Source organism: Candidatus Zixiibacteriota bacterium (assembly GCA_029860345.1).
GTDB lineage: Bacteria > Zixibacteria > MSB-5A5 > GN15 > FEB-12 > JAJRTA01.
On record JAOUBJ010000019.1, the window covers coordinates 1 to 22,129 of the forward strand.

At 52.9% G+C, this 22,129-nt stretch carries 15 protein-coding genes; 8 read left to right on the forward strand and 7 right to left on the reverse strand.

Translation table 11 applies throughout. The annotated features are described in order from the left end of the window. Nucleotides 1-246: 246 nt before the first annotated feature. Nucleotides 247-792, reverse strand: coding sequence for a DUF1579 domain-containing protein (locus tag OEV49_15785; GenBank protein ID MDH3892526.1), 546 nt, complete (start codon nucleotides 790-792; stop codon nucleotides 247-249). A gap of 185 nt (nucleotides 793-977) precedes the next feature. Between OEV49_15785 and OEV49_15790 the strand changes: the two genes are divergently transcribed. The 6 genes from OEV49_15790 (at nucleotide 978) to OEV49_15815 (ending at nucleotide 10,439) form a co-directional block, all read left to right on the forward strand. After that, nucleotides 978-2,477 (forward strand): tetratricopeptide repeat protein, encoded by a 1,500-nt coding sequence (locus OEV49_15790; GenBank protein ID MDH3892527.1) that lies wholly within the window; start codon nucleotides 978-980, stop codon nucleotides 2,475-2,477. Between the two features lie 62 nt (nucleotides 2,478-2,539). Further along, a complete protein-coding gene (locus OEV49_15795) occupies nucleotides 2,540-3,112 on the forward strand; it encodes a hypothetical protein (GenBank protein ID MDH3892528.1) in 573 nt (190 codons plus the stop codon). A gap of 557 nt (nucleotides 3,113-3,669) precedes the next feature. Further along, entirely contained in the window at nucleotides 3,670-5,925 is a 2,256-nt protein-coding gene (locus OEV49_15800; protein MDH3892529.1) for a M1 family aminopeptidase, read from the forward strand. A 436-nt stretch (nucleotides 5,926-6,361) separates the two neighbouring features. Continuing rightward, nucleotides 6,362-8,560 (forward strand): M1 family aminopeptidase, encoded by a 2,199-nt coding sequence (locus OEV49_15805; GenBank protein ID MDH3892530.1) that lies wholly within the window; start codon nucleotides 6,362-6,364, stop codon nucleotides 8,558-8,560. Between the two features lie 273 nt (nucleotides 8,561-8,833). Beyond that, complete coding sequence (locus OEV49_15810; GenBank protein MDH3892531.1) at nucleotides 8,834-9,700, forward strand: response regulator; 867 nt, start codon at nucleotides 8,834-8,836, stop codon at nucleotides 9,698-9,700. 337 nt (nucleotides 9,701-10,037) lie between these two features. Next, the gene (locus OEV49_15815) at nucleotides 10,038-10,439 is read left to right on the forward strand and encodes a hypothetical protein (GenBank protein ID MDH3892532.1); all 402 of its coding nucleotides are present in this window, start codon (nucleotides 10,038-10,040) and stop codon (nucleotides 10,437-10,439) included. A gap of 165 nt (nucleotides 10,440-10,604) precedes the next feature. Here OEV49_15815 and OEV49_15820 read toward each other — a convergent pair whose 3' ends face one another. Further along, complete coding sequence (locus OEV49_15820) at nucleotides 10,605-14,063, reverse strand: PAS domain S-box protein (GenBank protein MDH3892533.1); 3,459 nt, start codon at nucleotides 14,061-14,063, stop codon at nucleotides 10,605-10,607. A gap of 469 nt (nucleotides 14,064-14,532) precedes the next feature. On the opposite strand from OEV49_15820, the gene OEV49_15825 reads away from it, so the two are divergent. Then, nucleotides 14,533-14,946: a hypothetical protein gene (locus OEV49_15825; GenBank protein ID MDH3892534.1), complete on the forward strand. Its 414-nt coding sequence runs from the start codon at nucleotides 14,533-14,535 to the stop codon at nucleotides 14,944-14,946. A 72-nt stretch (nucleotides 14,947-15,018) separates the two neighbouring features. On the opposite strand, the gene OEV49_15830 is transcribed toward OEV49_15825, so the two are convergent. The 4 genes from OEV49_15830 to OEV49_15845 all read right to left on the reverse strand — a co-directional run bounded on the left by OEV49_15830 (nucleotide 15,019) and on the right by OEV49_15845 (nucleotide 20,185). Beyond that, complete coding sequence (locus OEV49_15830; protein ID MDH3892535.1) at nucleotides 15,019-15,582, reverse strand: methylated-DNA--[protein]-cysteine S-methyltransferase; 564 nt, start codon at nucleotides 15,580-15,582, stop codon at nucleotides 15,019-15,021. Beyond that, entirely contained in the window at nucleotides 15,579-16,124 is a 546-nt protein-coding gene (locus OEV49_15835; GenBank protein MDH3892536.1) for a helix-turn-helix domain-containing protein, read from the reverse strand. The genes OEV49_15830 and OEV49_15835 overlap by 4 nt, the downstream gene beginning before the upstream one ends. Before the next feature lie 151 nt (nucleotides 16,125-16,275). Continuing rightward, nucleotides 16,276-18,300 carry a hypothetical protein gene (locus tag OEV49_15840; GenBank protein ID MDH3892537.1) on the reverse strand — a complete coding sequence of 675 codons (2,025 nt, stop codon included), beginning with the start codon at nucleotides 18,298-18,300 and terminating at the stop codon, nucleotides 16,276-16,278. A gap of 346 nt (nucleotides 18,301-18,646) precedes the next feature. After that, nucleotides 18,647-20,185 (reverse strand): YifB family Mg chelatase-like AAA ATPase, encoded by a 1,539-nt coding sequence (locus tag OEV49_15845; protein MDH3892538.1) that lies wholly within the window; start codon nucleotides 20,183-20,185, stop codon nucleotides 18,647-18,649. Between the two features lie 656 nt (nucleotides 20,186-20,841). Between OEV49_15845 and OEV49_15850 the strand changes: the two genes are divergently transcribed. Next, a complete protein-coding gene (locus OEV49_15850) occupies nucleotides 20,842-21,468 on the forward strand; it encodes a hypothetical protein (GenBank protein MDH3892539.1) in 627 nt (208 codons plus the stop codon). A 46-nt stretch (nucleotides 21,469-21,514) separates the two neighbouring features. Here OEV49_15850 and OEV49_15855 read toward each other — a convergent pair whose 3' ends face one another. Beyond that, nucleotides 21,515-22,087, reverse strand: coding sequence for a tetratricopeptide repeat protein (locus tag OEV49_15855; protein ID MDH3892540.1), 573 nt, complete (start codon nucleotides 22,085-22,087; stop codon nucleotides 21,515-21,517). Nucleotides 22,088-22,129 lie beyond the last annotated feature (42 nt).

Genomic DNA, 22,129 nt, shown 5'->3' on the forward strand with positions numbered 1-22,129 from the left:
CCCGCAAACTCATCCTGACAATGTCCTCTCTGGCCATATACATCCCTGTCTTTTTGGGACATATTATAGCTGATCAATAGGACATTTCTACTTTGCTCAAATAGGACATTATCACTTTGCGGGAACAGACTTGAGAGATCAGGGTAGTGCAAAACGGTGTTGCCGAAAAGTGACAACACCGCCTTGGTGTCAGTATATTGAACAGAGTCGACTGTTGTTATTCTGTCCCGAACAGCCGGGACCGGGCTACCTTTTCGTATAGATCGCCTTCCCTGCAACTGCCCACGTTTCGCCACCGTCCATGGACATCTCAGAAGTCCAGTCGAACTTGGCTTTGGATTCATCGGTGCTTGTTATGCGCGAGAGATACTCCATTCCTTGCCAGACATCAGTACCGGTGAAGACCGCTTTGCCGTCGGCGTGACTGCCTTTGTACAAAGTCAGCCGTCCACCCATGTTGTCAACCCAGGACATCTGCCACGATTTTGTCTCCCGATCATAGCACTCGGTGCCGAGTCCCGTGAACGAGTCATCCAAAAACTCAGTCTCGAACAACATTTCCAAAGCAGCGCCATCGAGAACATATCGATAGGTGCAGGTCCCTGTGGACTTGACCCAGTTTTCGACAGTGTCACCCATGTTCCATTCCATTTCAACATCCCAGACTCCGACCAGGTACTCCAGTTGTTTCATTTCCTCCGGCGGTCCGGTCGGCCAATCCTGAGCCGATACTGACTGGTAACTAAGGCCTACCAAAGCCAGCATAACAAGAATCAACGTGAGTCGCTTCATAATCCGTTCCTTTGGTTTGTTTGAACCTGCGCTTTAGAGTAATCTTTACACCTAATACGCATCTATCGGTCTGAGCGCAATCACATTTTGAGTGGTGCCAGGCTCAAAATATGGCTTGGCCCGAAGTCAACTCAAGTCTATATTTTGGCGGTTCAAGGATATAACTGTAGTTGGTACATTCGATAATGAAGATAATGGAATATCGCAAGTTTACTCTGTCGCTGCTCACGATGGCAACGGCGCTAACCGTGGTTTCCTGTTCTGATAACCAGGCGGTGCGATTGCGTTATGAGGCCGAACGGTTGTACTATCAGGCCGATCGCCAGATGAAGATTGCGGCAGACGCTCCCGAACACTCTCGGATGCTCACCATGAAATCGGCCGCCGATGCTTACGGACTGTCGCTCCAATTCGCCCTGGCTTCGCTTGATTCGATCTCGGCCACCGTTCATCCGGTAGAAGAGCGCGAGGTTCGCTACCTGGCTTTCCAGGCGGCCAACCGTTTGGCCTCGCTGTATTTCCAGGCTCGCAGTTTTGATACCTGTGTGTCTATTCTCAGTCGCCTGCTTGAGAAAGCATCTTACGATGGAGCCGCTCAGGTAACCACCAATCTCAGTTTGGGGCGGGCCTTGCAGGCATCGGGTCGCTGGGACAGCGCCCTGGCCGTCTATCATACCGCGCTGGATAGCTATTTCCCACCGGTGGATGATTCTGGAAAGGTGGTTGATGTGCTGTTTCGTCTCCCCTTGCACATTTTCCAAATCGCTCAAGCCATAGGTGATTCCGCAGCGGCCAGGGAGCAGTATGAGATTGCTCGTGAGTACTATAAATCGCTAATTACCGAGACCCCAAGCGATCCAAGTACGGTAGCATCACACGCGGCTCTGGCCAAACTGTACCATGAGGTTGGTAAGTGGGGAATGGTGATCTCGGAGCTCAGACACCTGGCCGACAGCAACGCCGACAATTATATCGACATCCAGATCAATGTGGCCGATATCTACACCCGCCAGCCGCAAGGTAGTGACTCCGCCAAGGCGATCTACCGATCAATACTGGACAAACTCGAACCGGCCGACAGTCTGTATGTTCCGCGTCTGCGATTCAAGATTGCTCTTATGGAAATGGACGACGGCGAATATCGGCAAGCCAGGGAACGTTTGGTCGAACTCAAGCGAGAGCATCCCATCTACTACAACTCCACCCCCCAGGTGCAATTCACCATAGCGCGGTGCTTCGAACTTCTGGGCCGCTGGAACCGCGCCGAAACCGAATACAAGTACTTGATCGAGAAATTTCGCGGTTCCCAGCAGGCGATGGCCACCTACCTGCACCTGGGCGATCACTACCGCGACCTGGACCGCAATGATGAAGCCCAGAAGTGGTATCGGGACGCCGAGAAATACTATGATCAGATTGCAATGCGCGGCTCCGGGACGTTGGTCGAAGCCAGGGCCTTGAGCTTCAAAGCCGACCTGTACAGGCGTTGGGATGACCTCAAAGGATCGGCCGACCTACTCATCTCACTGTTCGAGAAGTATCCGGAGTCCGATCCCGGCCGCAACAGCCTTTTGCAGGCAGCCGCGATCTACCGTAACCAGTTGAACCAACCCGACATGGCCGATTCACTCGTGGATCGCCTGCGTTCTATGCTATTGCAGCCTGAAGAAGGCTGGGGAACTTAAGGTCGTCTATCTTGTGTAAGTGTAACGAATGTTTAAATATAACCTGAGAGTGCGGAGGAAGGATGAAACCTAAAGCTAACGTAATCTTGATCATCTGTCTGGTGTGGTTGTTGCCCGTGGTCGCCCTGGGCCAGAAGGACGCCTTCGGTAAACCGGATTCACTGTTTGCCGACCTGTCCAAAGTCGATGACAACAACTGGAAAATCGATATCTCGTTCGTCAACGACGAATGGGTGGAAGCATTGTCGATCCCGCTGAAGCTGAAAGGCGGCGACATCCGTCTGAAAGGCGACTCGGCAATCTTCACCGGTGGCCGGATTGAAAAATTCGACTACAAAGGATTTCGGGCCGACACGGCTATCCAATGTGTGACCCTGGGGCTGGTGGCCAATCTGGGACCCAACCAGAAATCACTGCCGCCCGGAAGTGGTCGCATAGTTACGGTTTTTGTCTCATCACCGGACAAAGGGCCGATCAAAGACATGAACATCGATACCACTTTTACTCGACCGAACAACAAGCTTTTGGTTATCGCCAAGCGGATTCAGCCGGGCGAACCGCCGGACACGATTGGTTATGATCGGGAGGATGAAAAGCAGATCATCCCGGTTTGGGTGGTCACGAAACCTGAGTAGGCCAGGTCGTTCACGGCCTTGAGGCCGGATCGTCAGGACCACAATCCGCCACTGCGGACTGACCTGCTGCTCCTTGATGGCGTGGCGCACGAGGACGTACACCACGCACAAAATGACACTGGTTCGAACAAATGTAAGGTGGGTCCGTCTTCGGACCCGGCCGGTCAAGCCGGCTCTCCGGCGTTAGGCGCCATTCACATGTTACCCCTCGACTGCGCTCGCGGTGACATGGTGAAGACTGGATTCTGGCCTTCGCCAGAATGACAGGACGGCGAGTGGCGGGTACGAAAACGGCCCCACGCGATCTGAGGATCACGCGGGCACCACAAGCAGGTGTCGGGCGGGGTCGCCGCGGGCACCACAAACGCTCCAGGAGAAGATGGATGCCGGATCAAGTCCGGCATGACAGGGGAAGATGATTGCCGCCCACAGCACCCACGCGATCTGAAGATGACGCGGGCACAAGTCGCAAAATCCGCCGCTCCAACTTTCGGTTTGGAAAAAGGGTCATAATAGTTATATTATACGCAAAATACCTATCTTTCGGAGATCATGCCATGACCGTTATTCGTACACTACGAATTACCCTCACCGCCGCCCTGCTACTGTTCGTGACCGCCGCAACCGCCCTGAGCCAAGCCTCACCAAAGCTCAATGACGGCGAAATCCCAAACCCAAGAGAAGTCCATAAGTTTCTCAGCGAAGGAAAATCTCGAGGAGTTGCCGACCGCGTCTTTACCGAGAAGCTCCTTCAGGACAAAAGCCGTACCAGCACCCAGACCAACTACGATGTCAAAACCTACGACATTGCCATTCGCGTAAACGACACCATTGAGACAATCTTTGGTCGGGTCGGGTTCAGAGCCTTAGCTACCGAAGACGGCGTCAGCCAGGTGGAAGTCGACCTTCTGGACAACATGCCGATCGACTCGATCATATCACCGGCCGGCGCGCTCTCGTATAGTCGTCTCGACAATACGGTCACCATTACGCTGGACCAGACGTACAATACCGATCAGAGTTTTGAGTTCGACATATATTACTGGGGCGAACCGGAACAAAGTAGTTCCAGCGTTTTCAACGGTTTTGCCTGGCATGTGAAATCAAGCGGCGAGTACAGCATCAGCACCGTGTCGCAACCTTACGGCGCACGAAGTTGGTGGCCGTGCAAAGATCGGATGGACGACAAGGCTGACAGTTTCTTTATTGCCATTACGGCCGACTCCCGCTTCTACGTCGCCTCCACCGGTACTCTGGACTCGACGGTTTTCGGCCTGGGTCATGTTAAGACCTACTACTTCACCATGCCTTACCCGATGGCATCCTATCTGTTTGCCATCGGCGTGTCCGACTATGCGGTGTGGTACGATGAATGGATTTACAACAACGATCAGGATACCATGCCGGTGGTTCACGCCGTCGACCCGGCCTGGTTTGAATACTCGCAGGACAACTACGATGTAACGCCATACGCCCTGACCATTCTCTCCGACAATTACGGCCTGTATCCGTTTACCGATGTCAAATATGGTCATGCCTCGATGCAATGGTACTCGGCAATGGAGCATCAATCGATGAGCTGGATGTTGGGCAGCCACACCTGGGGATATTCAGAGCCGGTAGTGGTGCATGAATTGGGCCACCAGTGGTGGGGAGACTATATTACCTGCGAGTCATGGTCCGACATTTGGCTCAACGAAGGCTGGGCCTCTTACTCTGAGGCGCTTTACTATCAAGTGCGGATGGGCTGGAACTACTATCACGACTACATGGACAACATGGACTACGCCGAGGGCACGAGTCTCTATCGGGCCGACACCACTTGGCCTAACTACGTTTTTAGCCTGATCGTCTATGACAAGGGAGCCTGGGTCTGCCACATGCTCCGTGGCGTGCTGGGTGATTCGCTGTTCTTCCAGGCTATCAATGACTACTACAATTCTCAGTATGCCTTCGGGGCGCTGACCACGCTGGAGTTCAGAGATGTTTGGGAACAGTCTTCCGGCATGGAACTCGACTGGTTTTTCGACCAATGGATATTCGGCGAGTACCGGCCTTATTATTACTTCCAGTATTGGGTGGAGGCATCGGCGGGTGGCGGCTACGATGTTTTCCTGGCTGTCGATCAGGTGCATACCACTGACCCGCAGGTGTTCAAGATGCCGGTTGACTTCACATTCGAGACCAACGCCGGCGATCCGGACACACTCACGCTGTGGGTCAATGATCGCTCTAATACTATTGTGTTGAACTTTCCAGACTCCGTTACCGAAATCAACCTTGATCCACGCGGTTGGATTCTCAAGTACGAACGCGATGTTCCATGGTATATGCAGTTTGTCGTCATGTCGGAACTGCCGGCAGCGCAGTTGGCTTTGCCATACGAGACCCTGCTGGACACGCGTGGTGGGACCGGGAGTAATACATTTTCGATATCCGGCGGCGCTCTGCCTACCGGTCTGAGTCTTGACAGTGTGACCGGGCTAATCACCGGCACACCGACCGATACCGGCCTGTTTACTTTCACCGCTTTTGTCGACGACAACGGCAGCAGCTTTGAGGATGAAGAGATTTTCACCATCTATGTCGAACCGACTCCCAACCTTCCCGGCGACATGGACCTCAGTGGAGAATTGGACATTGCCGACCTGATCTACTTCGTCGATTACAATTTTTCCGGCGGGCCACCACCACCCTTGATGAATCTTGCCGATGTCGATGGTTCCTGTGCAATCGATATTGCAGATATGGTATACTTGGTTGACTACATGTTCGCGGGTGGGCCTGCACCTTTAATGGGATGTGTAGAGTAATATTAGTGGCCGGACGGCGAGATTGACGCCGTTGTCAGACCTACCGGCAATGACCGATGGTGCCCTCACCGGCATCTGTCGGTGCTCATACAGCAGTCATTCCTCGGCCCGATTGGGGGGAGAGGATAGACGACTTATTCTGTAAGATTCATGCATTACCGGCACCATAGGGGCGGAACATAACGCAGGCGCGGGTCCGGCAGATCTACGTGTGCAGGGTTTTCCGGCGTTGTTGATTGTCGCAAGCGCTGCGACCGTGTGATACGACCCCGGACGTCAGACGCAGACTCTGCGATACAAACCTGTTGGATCAAATGTGACCACCGCCTATACTATAGTAGACAGACCACGATGACACTTCGCGAGGTTTCCATTGCTTAAATCAACAGCTATTTTACTCGTCTGCATTTTTCTCCCTGCATTAGCGGCGGCGCCTTTGGCCGACAGCAACTCTGCTTCAGCCGACCACCCGACGCCCAGCGCCATCGAAGCACATCGCTGGCTGAGTGAGGGAAAAGCGCGGCGGTTGGCCGACCGCTCTTTTGTGGACAAAATGTTTTCGCAGAACAACGGCGAACGCATTCAGGAAAACTACGATGTCAGGATTTACGACATAGCCATCCGTGTCGACGACACCACCGAAGTGCTCTACGGTCACGTGCGGTTTGTTGCCGAAGCCACCCTCGACGGTACAAGTGAGATCATTTTCGATCTGCAAGAGCTCATGTTCCTGGACTCTGTGGTGAATGCTTCGGGGCCGCTTGCATACTCGCGCACGGGCGACTACGTGACGGTGACACTTGAGCGGCCGTACAGTACCGGCGAGCTGTTTGAGTTTACAGTCTATTACCACGGGCATCCGCTTGATCCGACCATGTGGATCGGTGGTTTCGCCTTTCATCAACGGCAGGTCGGAGGTCCCGGCTCGACCGACTACCGCCCGGTGATATCCAGTCTGTCGCAACCGTATGGAGCCCGCACCTGGTGGCCCTGCAAAGATCGGGTGGACGACAAAGCTGACTCGTTTATTGTAGCTATTACCGTTGACAATCGTTTTTGGGTGGGTTCCAACGGCAGGTTGGACTCAATCGCCCTTGGCCCCCATATCAAGACTTTTCATTATGTCGAACCGCACCCGATGGTCACAGAGTTGTTCATGATTGCAGTGTCGGACTACTACGTCTATTACGATGAGTGGATATACAACAACTACCAGGATACAATGCCGATTGTCAATGCGGTTTACCCGGAAGTATTGGAGCAGGCACAACTGTCGTTCGGTATCGTGCCGGAGGTGTTAACTATCTGGTCCGACAAGTTTGGGTTATATCCGTTCGCCGATGTCAAGTATGGGCATGTCAACTTTGGTTGGGGTGGTGGTGCTTTGGAGCATCAGTCCATGACGTCGATCACCGATAGCTGGTATGGTTGGTCGGAGTATGTTGTTATTCACGAACTGGCCCACCAGTGGTACGGCGACTTTGTGTCGACCAAGTCCTGGGCCGATATCTGGATAAGCGAAGGCTGGGCCACTTATGCCGAGGCGATTTACTATGAAGTAAAAAACGGCCACCAGTACTACCACGACTACATGGATTCCATGTACTGGTTCAACGACGGTTCCGTCTATCGGTACGACACGACCAGCGCCTACGATATCTTTGACGTGATCATCTATTACAAAGGGGCCTGGGTGGTTCACATGCTGCGCAATGTGCTGGGCGACTCGGTGTTCTTTGACGCTTTGCAATACTACTACAACTCAGAATTCGCTTATGGCAGTCTGGACACCTGGGATCTCTGTCAGGTCTTTGAAGATGCCACCGGTCGAGAGCTTGACTGGTTCTTTCAACAGTGGATATTCGGCGGATACCGACCCCATTACCTGTACTGCTATTGGACAGAACCTTCAGACTCGGGCGGCTATGATCTGTTCCTGTCGGTCGATCAGTCACACACAACCGATCCCGAAGTATTCATCATGCCGATTGACTTCACTTTCAAGGACGTCAACGGGGATGAGGATACTGTCTCGGTTTGGATTGATGAACGTAAAGACGTTCAAAGACTGAACTTCCCCGATTCGATTGTTAAGGTGAGATTGGACCCCGAGCACTGGATACTGAAGACCTTCACTCAGTACACCTGGCGATTGAACTTTGTCACCGAACGAGAACTGCCACAGGCTCAGCAGGATCTGCCTCATACCCAGCTGCTGGACACCCGTGGCGGTACCATGAACAACGTCTATTCGATTATTGACGGCAGCTTACCTCCGGGACTGACCCTGGACACATCCAACGGTATCATCTCCGGCGTGCCGACTGACACCGGACTATTTACGTTTACCGCTTATGTTGACGATCTGGGTTCCAACTTTTGGGATGAAGCTGTCTTCGATCTTCGGGTGGAGCCCACGCAGCTGGTGCCGGGTGACATTGATATCAGTGGTTCTGTGGACATCGCTGACCTAATCTTCTTTGTGGACTATTCTTTCAGCGGCGGGCCGGCTCCACTTATCATCAACCTGGCTGATGTCGACGGGTCCTGCGCCATTGATATTGGTGACATGGTGTATCTCGTCGATTACATGTTCGCCGGCGGCGGCGTACTCATAATGGGGTGCGTTGAGTAGGCGACTTAGCCGGAGTCGTTACCACGTAACAAAACGGGGCAAAACAACAGAAAACAAGCCCAAACACCTGTCACTGCGTATACTGCAAGTCCTTGTTGTCAATGCACATAAGTGCTCTCTATCGCTTGGACAATAATCAGGGCGCATAGATAATAGGCATCAAGAGGCGATATATCCTCATTTTGCCGGTTTCGTACTGCCAGGCACTGGCACCATAGCCACCGACGCTATTGTATACGGGAGCGACTTATCGGGAGGTGAAGGAGTCAGACAATGAAGGCCTTGAATCGCATGAAATTGCTCTCTGAGCTTGGGAAGGACTCACGAAGTTATAAGGGTGATAGGGTATCAACATCGCGAAGGCTAATGCGTACAACAGACCTCCGGAAGAGTATTCTTGTCATTGATGATCAACCTGAGATGGTTGAATCACTCTCTGAATATCTGTCATACGGTGGCTACAAACCTCATGGAGCGTTGTCTGTTAAAGAAGGGATCGAAAAGTTGCAACGTTACGGTGATATATGCCTGATAGTCTGTGACCTTATGATGCCGGAAGACGACGGGTATTCAATGCTTGAGTTCCTGAAGGGTAGTTTACGGTTTCGGCACATACCAATCATAGTAAGCACCAGCCTCAACGACATGGATGCAATAGACAAAGCCTCAAGACTTGGCGTTCGAGAGTATCTTATCAAACCTTACACTTCAGAAATGTTTCTTTCAAGAATCCGAGACACTTTACTCTTAGGGCTTGGTTCAATCCTTATTGTTACAGAAAGCTCCACTTCCTCAAAACTTCTCTCAACGGCACTCTCCCGGATTGGATACCGAGTATTATCGGCTGAGAATGGTAATGTGGCTCTGGAAATTCTGCACCAAAAACCTGTTAATGGTGTTTTGTCAGAGTTGGCGCTTGTGGATATGACCGGCCTGCACCTGATGCTTCAAGTTCAAGACATACAAACCGGGATTCCTTTTTTGTTCATTGAGGATCATCTACTTGAATTAGCAGAATGTGACGTAATCTCAGCCGGTGGACATGGGATACTTCGAAAACCTTTCAACAATGCGGATGTAGTCCGAAGAGTAGCTCATTTACTCTCTGATAGAAAAACGCTATTAGGTCCCCGAGGGTAGAGACAGTAGTCTTATCAAGTATCAATGAGCTTCTTTGAGGTTGCGATCTTCCGCTAAATCCCCATGCTAAGACCTGGGAGGCCCGACAACGGCTCCCTCAAGATGAAGATGCTGCCGTCTTGAATCCACGTTTGTCGTTGCGGCAGGTCCTGCGACTCCGTGCCGGTGGATTCGTGCCCATTGCCGCTCTTGCCTGACATATGACCATAACGGAGAACATTGACCCGCAAATCTATACTCGACGAGTATCTCCATGTTTTCCCTTGCGGAAACTCATCTTCGGACTATATTGAGGGTAGGCTGGCAGGCATTGGATTTGGCGAAAGGAATGTTACTGATGAGGATGATTCTGGTCGTGATGACGGCGGTTGTTCTTGCAGGTGGATGCAGGAAGGTCGAGTTCGTGGGCGAGGTATACCCGGCCACTGGTCATGTCGACTTGTACTGTTCGTGGCAGGATGTTCAGGAATTGCATCGTGTGATTGGGCATTTCGTCCCGGTCGATGAGGACATGTCAAACATCCCGAAAATGCGCAAGCAAATGCTCCAGGCTGCTCGGATGAAGGGTGCCGATGCCTTGGTTATCGTTGGCGCCGGTCCCTGTTCGGAGGGTGTTGACTCGGACAACAAGGCGGGTACTCAAGCTTTGCGGGCTCATCAGGTGACAGTAAGCCTGCTTCGCTATAGAACTGCACAAGACAACCCAACCGATTCTGCAGAGGTTACTTCTGCCGATTGATCCCGACCAGGCGTTACGGTTTGGTGTCGGCCGATAGCTATGTTATCCCACAGGTGCGACGGTCGGCTGTGGACCGGCGCCTGCTCTGGCGTGGCTGTAGTTGTTGAGGAACCGGCTGGTGGGAATGTTCCTGTATGAAGAGTCGATGGCGGCTGTGCGGGTATCTCAAGAACAATACTCACCGGACGTGATCTCGACCCGCTTGTCCAGTTCCGTTCGAACCGCTTCCGCGATAGACCTCTTGGTAAACGGCTTCCTGACAAAAGTCCCAGCCCCCAGTTTCTGAGCTTCGATAACTCGTTCAGAAGATGAGAACCCGGAAACGACAATTGCTCTTTGATTGGGATCGATCTCGATGGCTTGTCGATATGTTTCGGTCCCGTCCAGGCCAGGGGGCATGATCATATCAAGGACCAGGAGGTCCGGCGAACTCTTCTTGAGGAGTTCGATGGCTTTCTCGCCACTTTCGGCAATGGTAACCTGGTATCCAAGTTTGCGCAAAATCTGGGCGGAGACCCGGCGTTGAGTGTCGTCATCATCGACAACCAGTATTGACTCCGTTCCACACGGAATCTTTTCCGGATGCTGTTCGTCTCGTGATTCGCGAGTGACCGGAAAGTAGAGATAGAATGAAGTTCCCACACCCACCTGAGTATCCAGATCGAGGTATCCACCGTGATCTTTGATAACAGCATCGACCACGCTCAGGCCCAGCCCGGTGCCACGTTTCTTGTCGCTGGTTTTGGTCGTGAAGAATGGATCGAATATTTTCTGGACAATGTCATCGGTAATGCCGCAGCCGGTATCTGCTATGGTCAACTTGACAAACTCACCTTTGGGAACACGGCCGTAGGCAACCGAAACATCGTCGACATAGTAGTTCTCCGTTTTGACGGTAACCTGACCGATACACCGCATGGCATCAATGGCGTTGTGCAGTAGATTATTGATCACACGATGAAGCTGGGCGCCACCGCCACGTATGTTCATCAGGTTCGGGCCGAGAACTGTCTTGATGACCAGGGTGTCGGAATGTGGTTTAATGTCCTTTGTGGCCTGAAGGATGATCTCATTCAGATTTAGAGTCTCGGCGTTGTAATGACCTCTTCTTCCCAGGGTCAGCAGTTGCTGGTTAATCTCGGCGATCTGCTTGGCGGAGTTTTCGATGTCTCGCACATAAGCCAGAGCAGGGTGATCCCGGGGCAGGTCCTCGCGAATGAAGTCCGGGTACGCCATCAACGGAGCCAGCAGGTTGTTGAAATCGTGCGCGACCTGTCCGGCAATGGTCCCTGCCGTTTCAAGTCGTTCGGCCCGCGATTCCAATTCACGCAAGCGTCTGGTTTCGGTTATATCGCGGACAATGCCCTGGATAGTAGAGTGTTTGGGATCGACTATCTTGGAACTGATGCTCACGTTTCGAATCGTTCCGCCGGCAGTTATGAGCGATGATTCGAAAACCGTAGAACCCTCTTGCTCGGTGGTCCTGATGGCTTGGGTACACCTGGCCTTTTCACTATCCGGGTGCAAGCAGGGTACCGTCATCGACAGTAGTTGCTCGCGACTGTAACCAAGCATTTCACAGGCAGCGCTGTTGACATCAAGGATCACCCCCTCGGGTGAATGAACGAATATGGGATCGTTGGAATGCTCGAACAAGCGGCGGTGTTTTTCCTCGCTCTGGCGCAGTTTTTCAGCGGCCTGTTTACGATCGGTGATGTCCTCATGGGTGATAACGATACTCGTAACGGTGCCTGCGGAATCTCTCAGCGGGTAGATTTTGGTGCTCAACCAACGTACTCTGCCCAATCCTCCGGATTCTGTTGCGCCGGTCGGGTCGAACAGATATTCGGGCGCTGTCACCGTTTCTCCGGCATACGCCCGTCTGACATATTCCATCAGGCCGGTCTCTTCTACTTCCTTGCTATTTAGCACGTTGAACTTGTTTACCGTGGTGTCGGCCGGGAACCCCCACAGCTCTTCGTAGGCCGTGTTCACTTCAATCTGAAGGCCGTCGAGATCGTAGATTTCCATCACCAAGGGAGATTGCATCATTTGGGTTCTGAATCGTTCCTCGCTCACTTGCAGCGCTTCCTGGGCCCGCTTGCGCTCGGTTATGTCGAAAACGTAGTGGACGTAGTGATCATCGTCCAACGGCACCCAAACACCATGATACCAGACACCCTCACACTCCACTTCAATATCTTGCTTCTGACCTGTTGCCCAAACTTCAGGCGCCCGGCAGAAGGTGCAACTTTCCTGACGCTGTGCGCACGTGCCATAGCAGGTTGTGCCGGGAACGGCGCCAATTGAGTGCGCGGCGTTGTTACTGGCTACTATCTCCCTGGTTCCCTTCCTGAGAATCATGGCCACGCATGGAAGATTGTCCAACAGCAGGCGCACTCTGTCCTCGGCCCGCTTGCGTTCTGTATAATCGGTGATAACAGATGAGAAACCGGTAACACACCCTTTGGCATCACGTTTGTAGTTCCAGTCAACAAGTTGGTCGATAATCCGGCCGTCCCTGGTCTTGTTCTTTTGCATGTAGGTCGTAGGTTCAGGCTGATCCTTGACCAGCAAGGGCAGATAGGCCCGAAGACTATCGCGCGCTTCGTCGGTATCAAGTAAATCCATAATGGACTTGCCCTGCAATTCCTCTTCGGTATAGCCGAGCATTTTCTGATACGCGGGATTACTGAGCGTGATACGTCCGGAAACGTCGATCACCTGGAACCCATAAGGATTGGTTTCAAGGAGTGTCCGGTACTTCTCCTCACTCTCTTTAAGTGCCTCTTCGGCTTTGAAACGGTCGGTGACATCCTGCGAGAAGCCCCAGATGTAGGTCAGGTTACCATGATCGTCGAATTCCCGGTCAGCCTGGGTATGGATGTATCTCAGTTGACCGTCTTTTCTGAGAATTCGGTATAGGATATCCATGTCGGCTTCGCCTGCGTACACTTTGTTCGCAGCTTTTGTCAGGCGATCACGGTCTTGGGGATGAACAAATCCCCAGTAGGTTTCATTGTCCGGTTCGACTTCTCCGGGTTTGAGTCCCAGCATGCGATACACCTGATCAGACCAATTCAGATCCTCGGTAGACACCTCCACCACGAAACTGCCGACTGCGGCTATCTCCTCCGATTTGCGATACTGACTTACTTTGAATCTGAGAGTTCTCTCTGCCTTTTCTCGGTCATTAATGTCCAACGCACAGAGTTGAACGGCCGGCTTTCCCAGATAAGTTATCAGGCTGGTATGTGCCTCCACCCACACTGTGTCACCGCTCTTTGTGAGAATGCGAAAACGGTGAACCCCCGACATTTCTTTGCCGGCCAGGCGATCCCGGGTCCTCTGGATTACTTGCTCACGATCATCCGGGTGAACGAGTTTGGGTAATTCGGGTGGGGTAAGTTTCTGTAGTTCTTCCTGGGTATAACCCACCAGTTTGGTATAGGCGGGATTGACCAGCGCATGTTTTCCGTTTTGCACGATGGCCACGCCCTGAAGGGAATCGATAAACAAGTCTCGAAAGCTGTTCTCGCCGGCCAGCGATTGATCCACTTGATCACGTAAAGCTGCCAACTCTTCTATTAGCTGACGCTTCGTTTTCTGATCATCTCGCAGCATTTGCGGTCCTGTCTGATCCGGAGTTTGATGAGCGGCTGCGTAGCGTCGTCATTTCCTTTTTCCACCCGGCTGTACTGACCTGCCCTCGGCCCCTCTCGGTGCATTAGCACTATGATAATCAATGGTCTATCTATCTACATGGAATCGGCACATTGGGCAAATAGGTTAGCCTTGAAGTCCAGTTGGATAGCTATCTTCAGGTCCATGCTATTACTTCCTGTCGGTGCAGACAGCTCACTGTCAAGCGGACGTCACGGTCTGTTCATAACCAGCGAACCATGGCGGTTCACGCCCCCCTCTGGTACCGAGCATATAGGCCTGCGTCGGGTTTGTTGACTGTTTAGTGCCTGTGGTCGGCAATAATCTGATCCAACCTCCGGATAGTCTGCGTATACAGTTAAGAACAGACTGAATCTGTTTGTGTATGGATAGCCGGAAGACTCACTATTAGTTGCCAAGAGATGAAAAGATGCCGTGCCGTGATCTTACTGAAAGAATAAAACTAACGCTTGATAACGATAACCGCATAGAGTCCTATTCTCTCTCCAAAAAAACATGCGGTGGAGCCATCGGGCTTGAATCCTTATTGTTGGATCACCTTGGCGGGCGATCTATAGATGAAGTCACGGGGAGTCGCGGTTTGTCACTTCTGCAGACAATTGTAGCGGAGGATGAGATTGAAGTATACCTAAAGCAAAAGCATTTCCACACCATTCAGTCTGTTCTGAACACCTATGTCGGTAACTCGCCCGGTGGAATTGGTGATTTGTGTACTATTGCCGGGATAGAATACGGCAGCGGGCATACCGTCATTGAGGCCGAGATTAAGATCGAGCTTTTGACTGATCGAATTGAACCCTGTGACCATTGCGGACCAGACTGAGGGTCGCATTAAACCATCCGGCGGATGGTGAACAGGATGACCTTACCACACCTATCGCATTCGAACACGGCCCTACAAAACCGTCGAGACCGTTTTCAGGTTTCCCGGTTCCGCTTCTGCGGGTAAGTGAGGCTGTCGCACGCCTGCTTCCAGCTCCAGCAGGTACTTCTTGCGCCAGACTTTCCCGCCATAGCCGCGCAGGTTGCCGTTGGCTTCGATCACTCGATGGCAGGGGATCACAATCGAGAGGTAATTGGCGCCGTTGGCTCGGCCCACCGCCCGTGCGGCGCCCGGTTTGTCCAACTTGGCGGCCAGTTCACCATAGGAGCAGGTGCGGCCATAGTCGATTTTCTGCAGTTGCTTCCATACAACTTGTTCAAACGATGTGCCGGTGATGTCGATAGCCGTTCGGAACTGTTTCAGATCGCCGGTGAAGTAGCGAGATAGTTCATCGGTCAAACTCGTCAGATGATCGTTGTGGCCGGGGGCAACTTCTGTCTTGTAGCGCTTGCGAACCCGGTTGAGAATGACATCGACGCCGCCCCGGTCGTGCCATTCCAGAAAACAGATGCCCTGGTCGGTGGCGCCGCCGATCATGGGACCGATTGGGCTCTCAAAATCCTGATAGAGTATCATTGGTTTATCTCCTTGATCCCTCCCGGTGGACGGCCGAATTGTTTGGCGAAAGCGGCTCGGAACCCCGACGAGGATTCATAGCCGCAGGCAAAGGCGGCGCTAAGATAGTTTTCGCCGGCCGTTAGCATCTCACGGGCATGCAGCAGCCGCTGGTAGCGATTGAAAGCCAAAGCTGTCATTCCAAGATGCGCTTTGAAATGACGGCGAATCGTACTGATATTGACCCCGGCGATATCGGCCAAATCGGTTTCGGTAATCCGAACGGTACGGTTTTCTCTGAGATGCTTGATCAACCGCTTGACCCAATCGGGCAAGACATCGGGATACCTATCTGACCGGCAGCGTTTGCAACCTCGCAACCCGGCCGCGACGGCTTCTTCACGGCTGGGGAAGAAGCGAACGTTTTCCCGTTTGGGATTCTTGGCTTTGCACGAGGGGAGGCAGTAGATACCGGTGGAGAGAACACCGACATAGAACTTGCCGTCGAACGACTGGTTGCGTTCGATCATCGCTTTGAGCATTGTTTTATCTGTGTACGTCATGGCGACCACAAGATATACGTGGTTAGCCGATCCTGTCTACCGAATTTCGGGCAGGGAAGTAGGTTTTTTGGGGTGGGTGGGGTGTTTTGTTTCAATTAAGTCCAACCGTTGTCATAGGCTACTTTCCACATCTAGTATGAAGGGCTTTTCCCTAATCACCGTGGAAGCCAATTTCAATATCTGTGCGAATCTGGTGACACTCGAAAAAGAAATCCAGCCCTACTACGTCGTCTTCAATTTCAAGCACCCTCCCGTCAGGTCCTGGCTCAAGGTAGATGCCGACAATTCCAGATGTATCAGGAGAGTTCACAATCAAGAAAGTACCAGACCAAAGACCCCTTTCACACCAAAGCGGCACCGACTCGCTACTGATCTCCACGTTATCGCGAGCGAGGAGAGATCTCATGACCCTCTGAGCAGACTCCCTATCTGCTATCTCAGGGATTATATTGGATTCCGTCAATAGGTAGAGCAAGAAATCTTCCGTAGATCTCTCTCCCAAGAAATCCCGGTTCCAGACCTTTCCAATCCAGCTGGCCGCGACATTCGAGAACTTCTCTCTCCTAGCCTTTTCTGTAGGCTCATCTAGCGTTTTAAACAGTGGAATAGCCTTTCCTCCTTGGAAGGACGCAAGGCGTGCCTTTGCTACCGCTCGTTGCCACCAATCGCCGGCCTGATCCCCCCTCTCAGCCAGAAACAGCTGAATGCTCTCGATCGCACGGCTGGTATCACCGGTCATATCGTACACATCCGCAAGCGCCGACTGTACCGCCGCACGAGATGCACCAAGATCGAGCGCTTTCTCTAAGTGTTGAATCGCTGCTGCACCCTGGCCATATGCCGAGTGCACGTTTGCTAAGGCGAGCCGTAAATCTGCATGATCTCCCCCTTGGTCGATCGCTTGCATCAGGAACGCAGAGACCTCTCGGAGTGTGTTGCGATCAAGAAAGTCACCGTACCGTGCGTACAAACTCACTCTCATGAAAACTGGCCGATGAGAAGAGGGATCCTTTTCCATTGAGACACGCAGGTAGTCGTCCGCTCTATCAAAAAACTCCGGCATGTCAGCGAAAGCGTACGGGATCTGCAACATCGCTTCAAAAGTCAAAAGACCGGCAATATAATAGGATTCGGACGAGTTTCTTGATAGCTCTATTGCCGTCTTCAGTTCCTCCTCAACGACTGAGAAGCCCGTGTTCTCATTCAGGAAGAGTTCGGCGCGGCGCCAGTGGACAGCCGGCAGTTCGAGCCCCAATTCAACTGCACGATCATAGTCCTGGTCTGCTTGGTCTGCATCCGAATGTATGTAATGGCAAATCCCACGGAGATAGTGAGTCCGAGCTGTGAGCCGGGCGTCCTCGGAGCGATCGATAACTTCGGAGAAGTGATCCTTAGCTCCGGCAACGTCTCCAGAAATGTAGAGGTGAATACCTTTAATAAAGATGGCTACAGGAAGCAAGTGGGCCGACAATGCGTTTACTGGAATGTTAAGGGAAATGGGGCTACCGTCCAGGCGGACCCCTATATGCGTCAAGTCTTCATCCAGAATGAGGAGGCTCGGTTCAGTGAGTGCGAGCTTTAGATTCAATGTTTGTCCATCATGACTACCGGTTATCACAAAAAGTGCTCGCAGTTCCTTTCCCAGTGCTGTTGCGTCGGAAATTGCGAGGGCTCGCCGGGATTGCTCAATTCGCCACGGGCTCATCAGAGCCACGACGCCGCCTGTCGGACCGTATTCGAGTTCAGCCTGAAGAGTGCTCGCGACAGCCGTCGTAATGTCCGCAGTGTTTGCGGGACCCTCGATTCCGAAGACCACTACAAGAGACTCCCCAGGTGCAGTAGGAGCGATATCCTCGAAGTACGGCTGACTTGAGACAAGCCATGTGGTGATCGCTACGATAGCTACTGTTTGGATGCCAGTGGCTATCGCAGCGACGAGACGTATGGTCGGACTGAACCTAGCGACGTAGGTGATGTTTTCAGCTCCGAGGATGACAGGCTTTGCTCCGGGTATGCGCGCAACGATCATCCAAGTTGTGTACACGATACCCATGCAGCAAGCCAACGCTAGCGAAATGGCAGCCGCAGAGGTGTTCTCGAAATAGTAGGTCACCACCGCCATCAAGGTAGCAAGGATCCCGACTACCTTAGCCGTTCGGTCAAGAAATCTGTACATGGTGCCGGTCACCCGTTTCGTCGTGTGTTCGCTCATCGGCGGGACAATTCACGATTATCCTAATGTTCAGGTTCACATGTTTAAATAATATGATACGACACTTTTTCATAGCGATTTGACACGCCACGGGTGAATGTCAAGAGTATTAGAGTTGGGCTGCCATTGCTCCCAGCCATCTGTATCTCCAACAGGACTAAGTAGTACAACAGATTACAGGAGAAACCACTAGACAGATAAACTCCAGTTAGTCTTTGCTATCACTACGGGTTTCTATGGCGTACTTGCTGTTAAGCGAACCTGCAAAAGTGCTCTTGATCCTCAGGTCGTTTTTCTGTTCTACCCCCCTTCACAGCCACAGCTTGCGGTCAAGCGAACGGTAGTGGATGGCCTCGGCGATATGGCCCAGTTCGATATCCGAAGCGCCGGCCAAATCAGCTATTGTACGCGCCACTTTGAGAATCCGATCATACGCCCGCGCCGATAACCCCTGCTGCTGAATGGCCATGGCCAAGAGCGATTGGGACTTTTCATCTACTTTACAGTAGGTTCGAATGTCGCGCGATTCCATGTGAGCGTTGCAGAACATCTTCTTCTCGCTTTCGAACCGGGTTAGTTGCGCCTGCCGCGCCCGATTGACTCGTTCGCGGATAGCATCGGATTTCTCCCCGCTGGTCTCGGAAGAGAGTTCCTGGAATTTCACCGACGGAACCGTGATATGGATATCGATTCGATCCATCAGGGGACCGCTGATCCGCGACATATAACGCTGAATCTCGGTGGTGGAGCAGTTGCACTCATGGGCCGGATCACCGTAGTAGCCGCACGGGCAGGGGTTCATAGCCGCCACCAGCATGAACCCGGCCGGATAGGTCAGAGTAGTCGCCGCCCGTGAGATGGTCACCGCGTTGTCTTCCATCGGCTGACGGAGCATCTCAAGAATATCTTTCTTGAACTCGGGCAGTTCATCCAAGAACAGCACGCCATGATGGGCCAGCGAGACCTCGCCCGGTTTGGGAATGGCGCCGCCGCCGATCAGTCCGGCATAAGAGATCGAGTGATGCGGCGATCGGAACGGTCGTGTCGCAACCAGCGATGATTCAGCCGTCAGTTGCCCCGCCACCGAGTGGATTTTGGTTGTCTCAAGCGCTTCCTCAAGTGACATATCGGGCAGAATCGTCGGCATCCGCCGGGCCAGCATGGTTTTGCCGGAGCCGGGCGGTCCGATCATGACGATATTATGGCCACCGGCGGCCGCGACTTCCAGCGCCCGTTTGGCTGATTCCTGACCCTTGACATCGGCAAAGTCGATTGTGTATTTGTGGGCGGCATCGAAGGCTGAGTTGATATCGACGTGGAACTGTCGGATGCTCGATTCATCTTCCAGAAAGTGGATCGCCTCTTTTAGCGAGCGCACCGGAAACACCGGCAGGGTACCGGCCATGGCTGCTTCTTCGGCGTTTTGCCCGGGGACGATCAACCCTTTGAGGCCGTTGTTGCCGTTGAGTACCATCGCCATAGGCAAAACGCCCGGTACTGCCCGGAGGGCGCCGTCGAGCGACAGTTCGCCCAGGATCACGAACTCATCGCAGCGGTCGCGCAGCACTTGTCCGGTGGCGGCCAGGATACCGACTGCGATAGGCAGGTCGAAAGCCGAGCCTTCCTTCTTGATATCCGCCGGAGCGAGGTTGATGGTTACCCGTTTGGAGGGAAAGATAAAATCGGAGTTTTTGATAGCCGCGGTCACCCGTTCCTTGGATTCCCGTACCGCTCCTTCCGGCAGCCCGACGGTGACAAAAGCGGGAAGCTGCTGTTGAATGTCAGCCTCGACCTCGACCCTGTAGGCATCGACGCCCATGGTGGCGGATGAAATCACTCTGGCCAGCATACAGACTCTCTTTCCTTTTTGAGCTAACCTGTGTCTTGTAGGCAGACTGCACCGTATGGTACCAGACGCTGGGATTGGCAGGTCTTAGCTCTCTTGGTTCAACCTCCGGGGCCTGAGCGCTTTCAGCGGGAGAGGCGGCCAGCACGTGATCCGCCTCTCCCTGATCGAAGGTCCGCGATGTCATTTCCGACCCGCGGGCGCCCCGCAAGCCCCTCTTGTCTGCGCGGATTATAACCCCCACCACTGACAGGTACTGTCAGTCAAAAATACTGAACTTGTAGTTTTTTTGTGATACGGTGCTGGTCAGTAGGGTAGGTCTGTCTTCAGACCTGCCGACAAAGTCTGGTTCACGCCGCGGCGCGCAGGCGAAGACGGACCCGCCCTGCTTGTAATGAAGTGGCTACATATTCAAAGACAACTTCCCAAGCTTCAGCTTGTCAAGCTGGAAGTCCCACTGAAAGCCGATGTGTGGTCAGGCCACTACCTCTGGTTGTGTGACCATCACGCCAAAGAGTACGCTCTGTAGCCGACAGCCCGCCCACCAGAGAATAAACATCTTGCGAAAAGCTCCAACCTGGGTATAATCTTATAAGCATGCGAATGTCCATGCGATGCGATAATCCGCATCGTGAGGGCGCAATCGGAAGGAGGAGGCGATGACATGCGAAGGTAGATTCATTCAACGATGGTTCCCGAGATTGATAGTCTGTTTGATGGCCGGGCTGTTGTGGTTGTCTTGCGGCCAGTCCGGTGTGTCGGACGATGGTGATGGTTTTGTTCAATCGTTGCCGAAACTGCCGGCCGATCAGGCAATTCTGTTTGAGGTCGGCTATGTCAACGGGGCTTGGGGCTACAGGTGCGAGGGTTGGTATATCGATGGATCAGGGCGGCGTTACTCGTACCACTACGAACATGACGATGATCCCTGGCGACCAGAGAACCACGAAGCAATCACCGAACAGGAACTGTTGGAGAAATTTAGCCACGGCGCCGAGTTTCTGGGGGTTGTCGATCCGGCGGAGGTGGCAGCTTCCAAAGCTCTGATACCGGCCAGCGCAGTTGGGACTATGTCCGATGTTGCTCGCCGTTGTGCCGACTTCGGTACAGCCAGGTATCTTGCTTATGTGCGCGACGATTCGACACTTACCTATCGCACGGTTCTGTTATACCAGCACGGTGATATGGCCTACAGGAATCTCTCTGTGGAGGCGAGGACACTCTTTGACTGGTTGCGCGAGGTGTCTGATCAACGGGGCGAAATCCCCTGCCCAGCCCCGGAGTGAGGGGGGCAACCGGGACACCTGTTGCCAGCCCCGCTGGCACTGTGCATCATTGGTCTTCGAGTGCTTTTTCCAGTTCTCGGATTTCCTCTCTGGCCCGCTGGACTGACCGCTTGTCTTCATCGCGGCTTCGAAACATGTACTTCTTGTAGTCCAAAAGAGCGCCCTCCAAATCACCGACACGCTTCCGTGCATCAGCACGGAAATAGTACACCTTGGCATTATCAAGCCCGAGTTCTACAGCTTTGGTGAACTCTCTTACCGCACCGGCAGGATCTGTCTCGCCATCCTCACGGGCGACCAGGTGACTGAATCCGCGATGGAAATAGGCCCTGGCGTTGTCAGGGTCGATTTTAAGAACCTCGTCATAGTCAAGCATGGCCCGTTCGGGATCACCGAGCTTATCATAGGTATGCCCACGTCGTATGTAGGCCTTTATCAGGAGAGAGTCTATCGCAAGAGCTTCGGTATAGAGAGAAATCGCCTCTTCAAGGTCGCCGTTATCTTCAGATTTCATTGCGTACTTGAGATATGCGGATGCGCTTTTTCGGCCTCCGGTGCAATTAATCGTCAGAGTAGCCACAATGCTGACAGCTATCAGTGAACATGTTGCTTTTGACATGATACCAGTCACTGGCGAATGGTCAATGACCTATTAGATTCA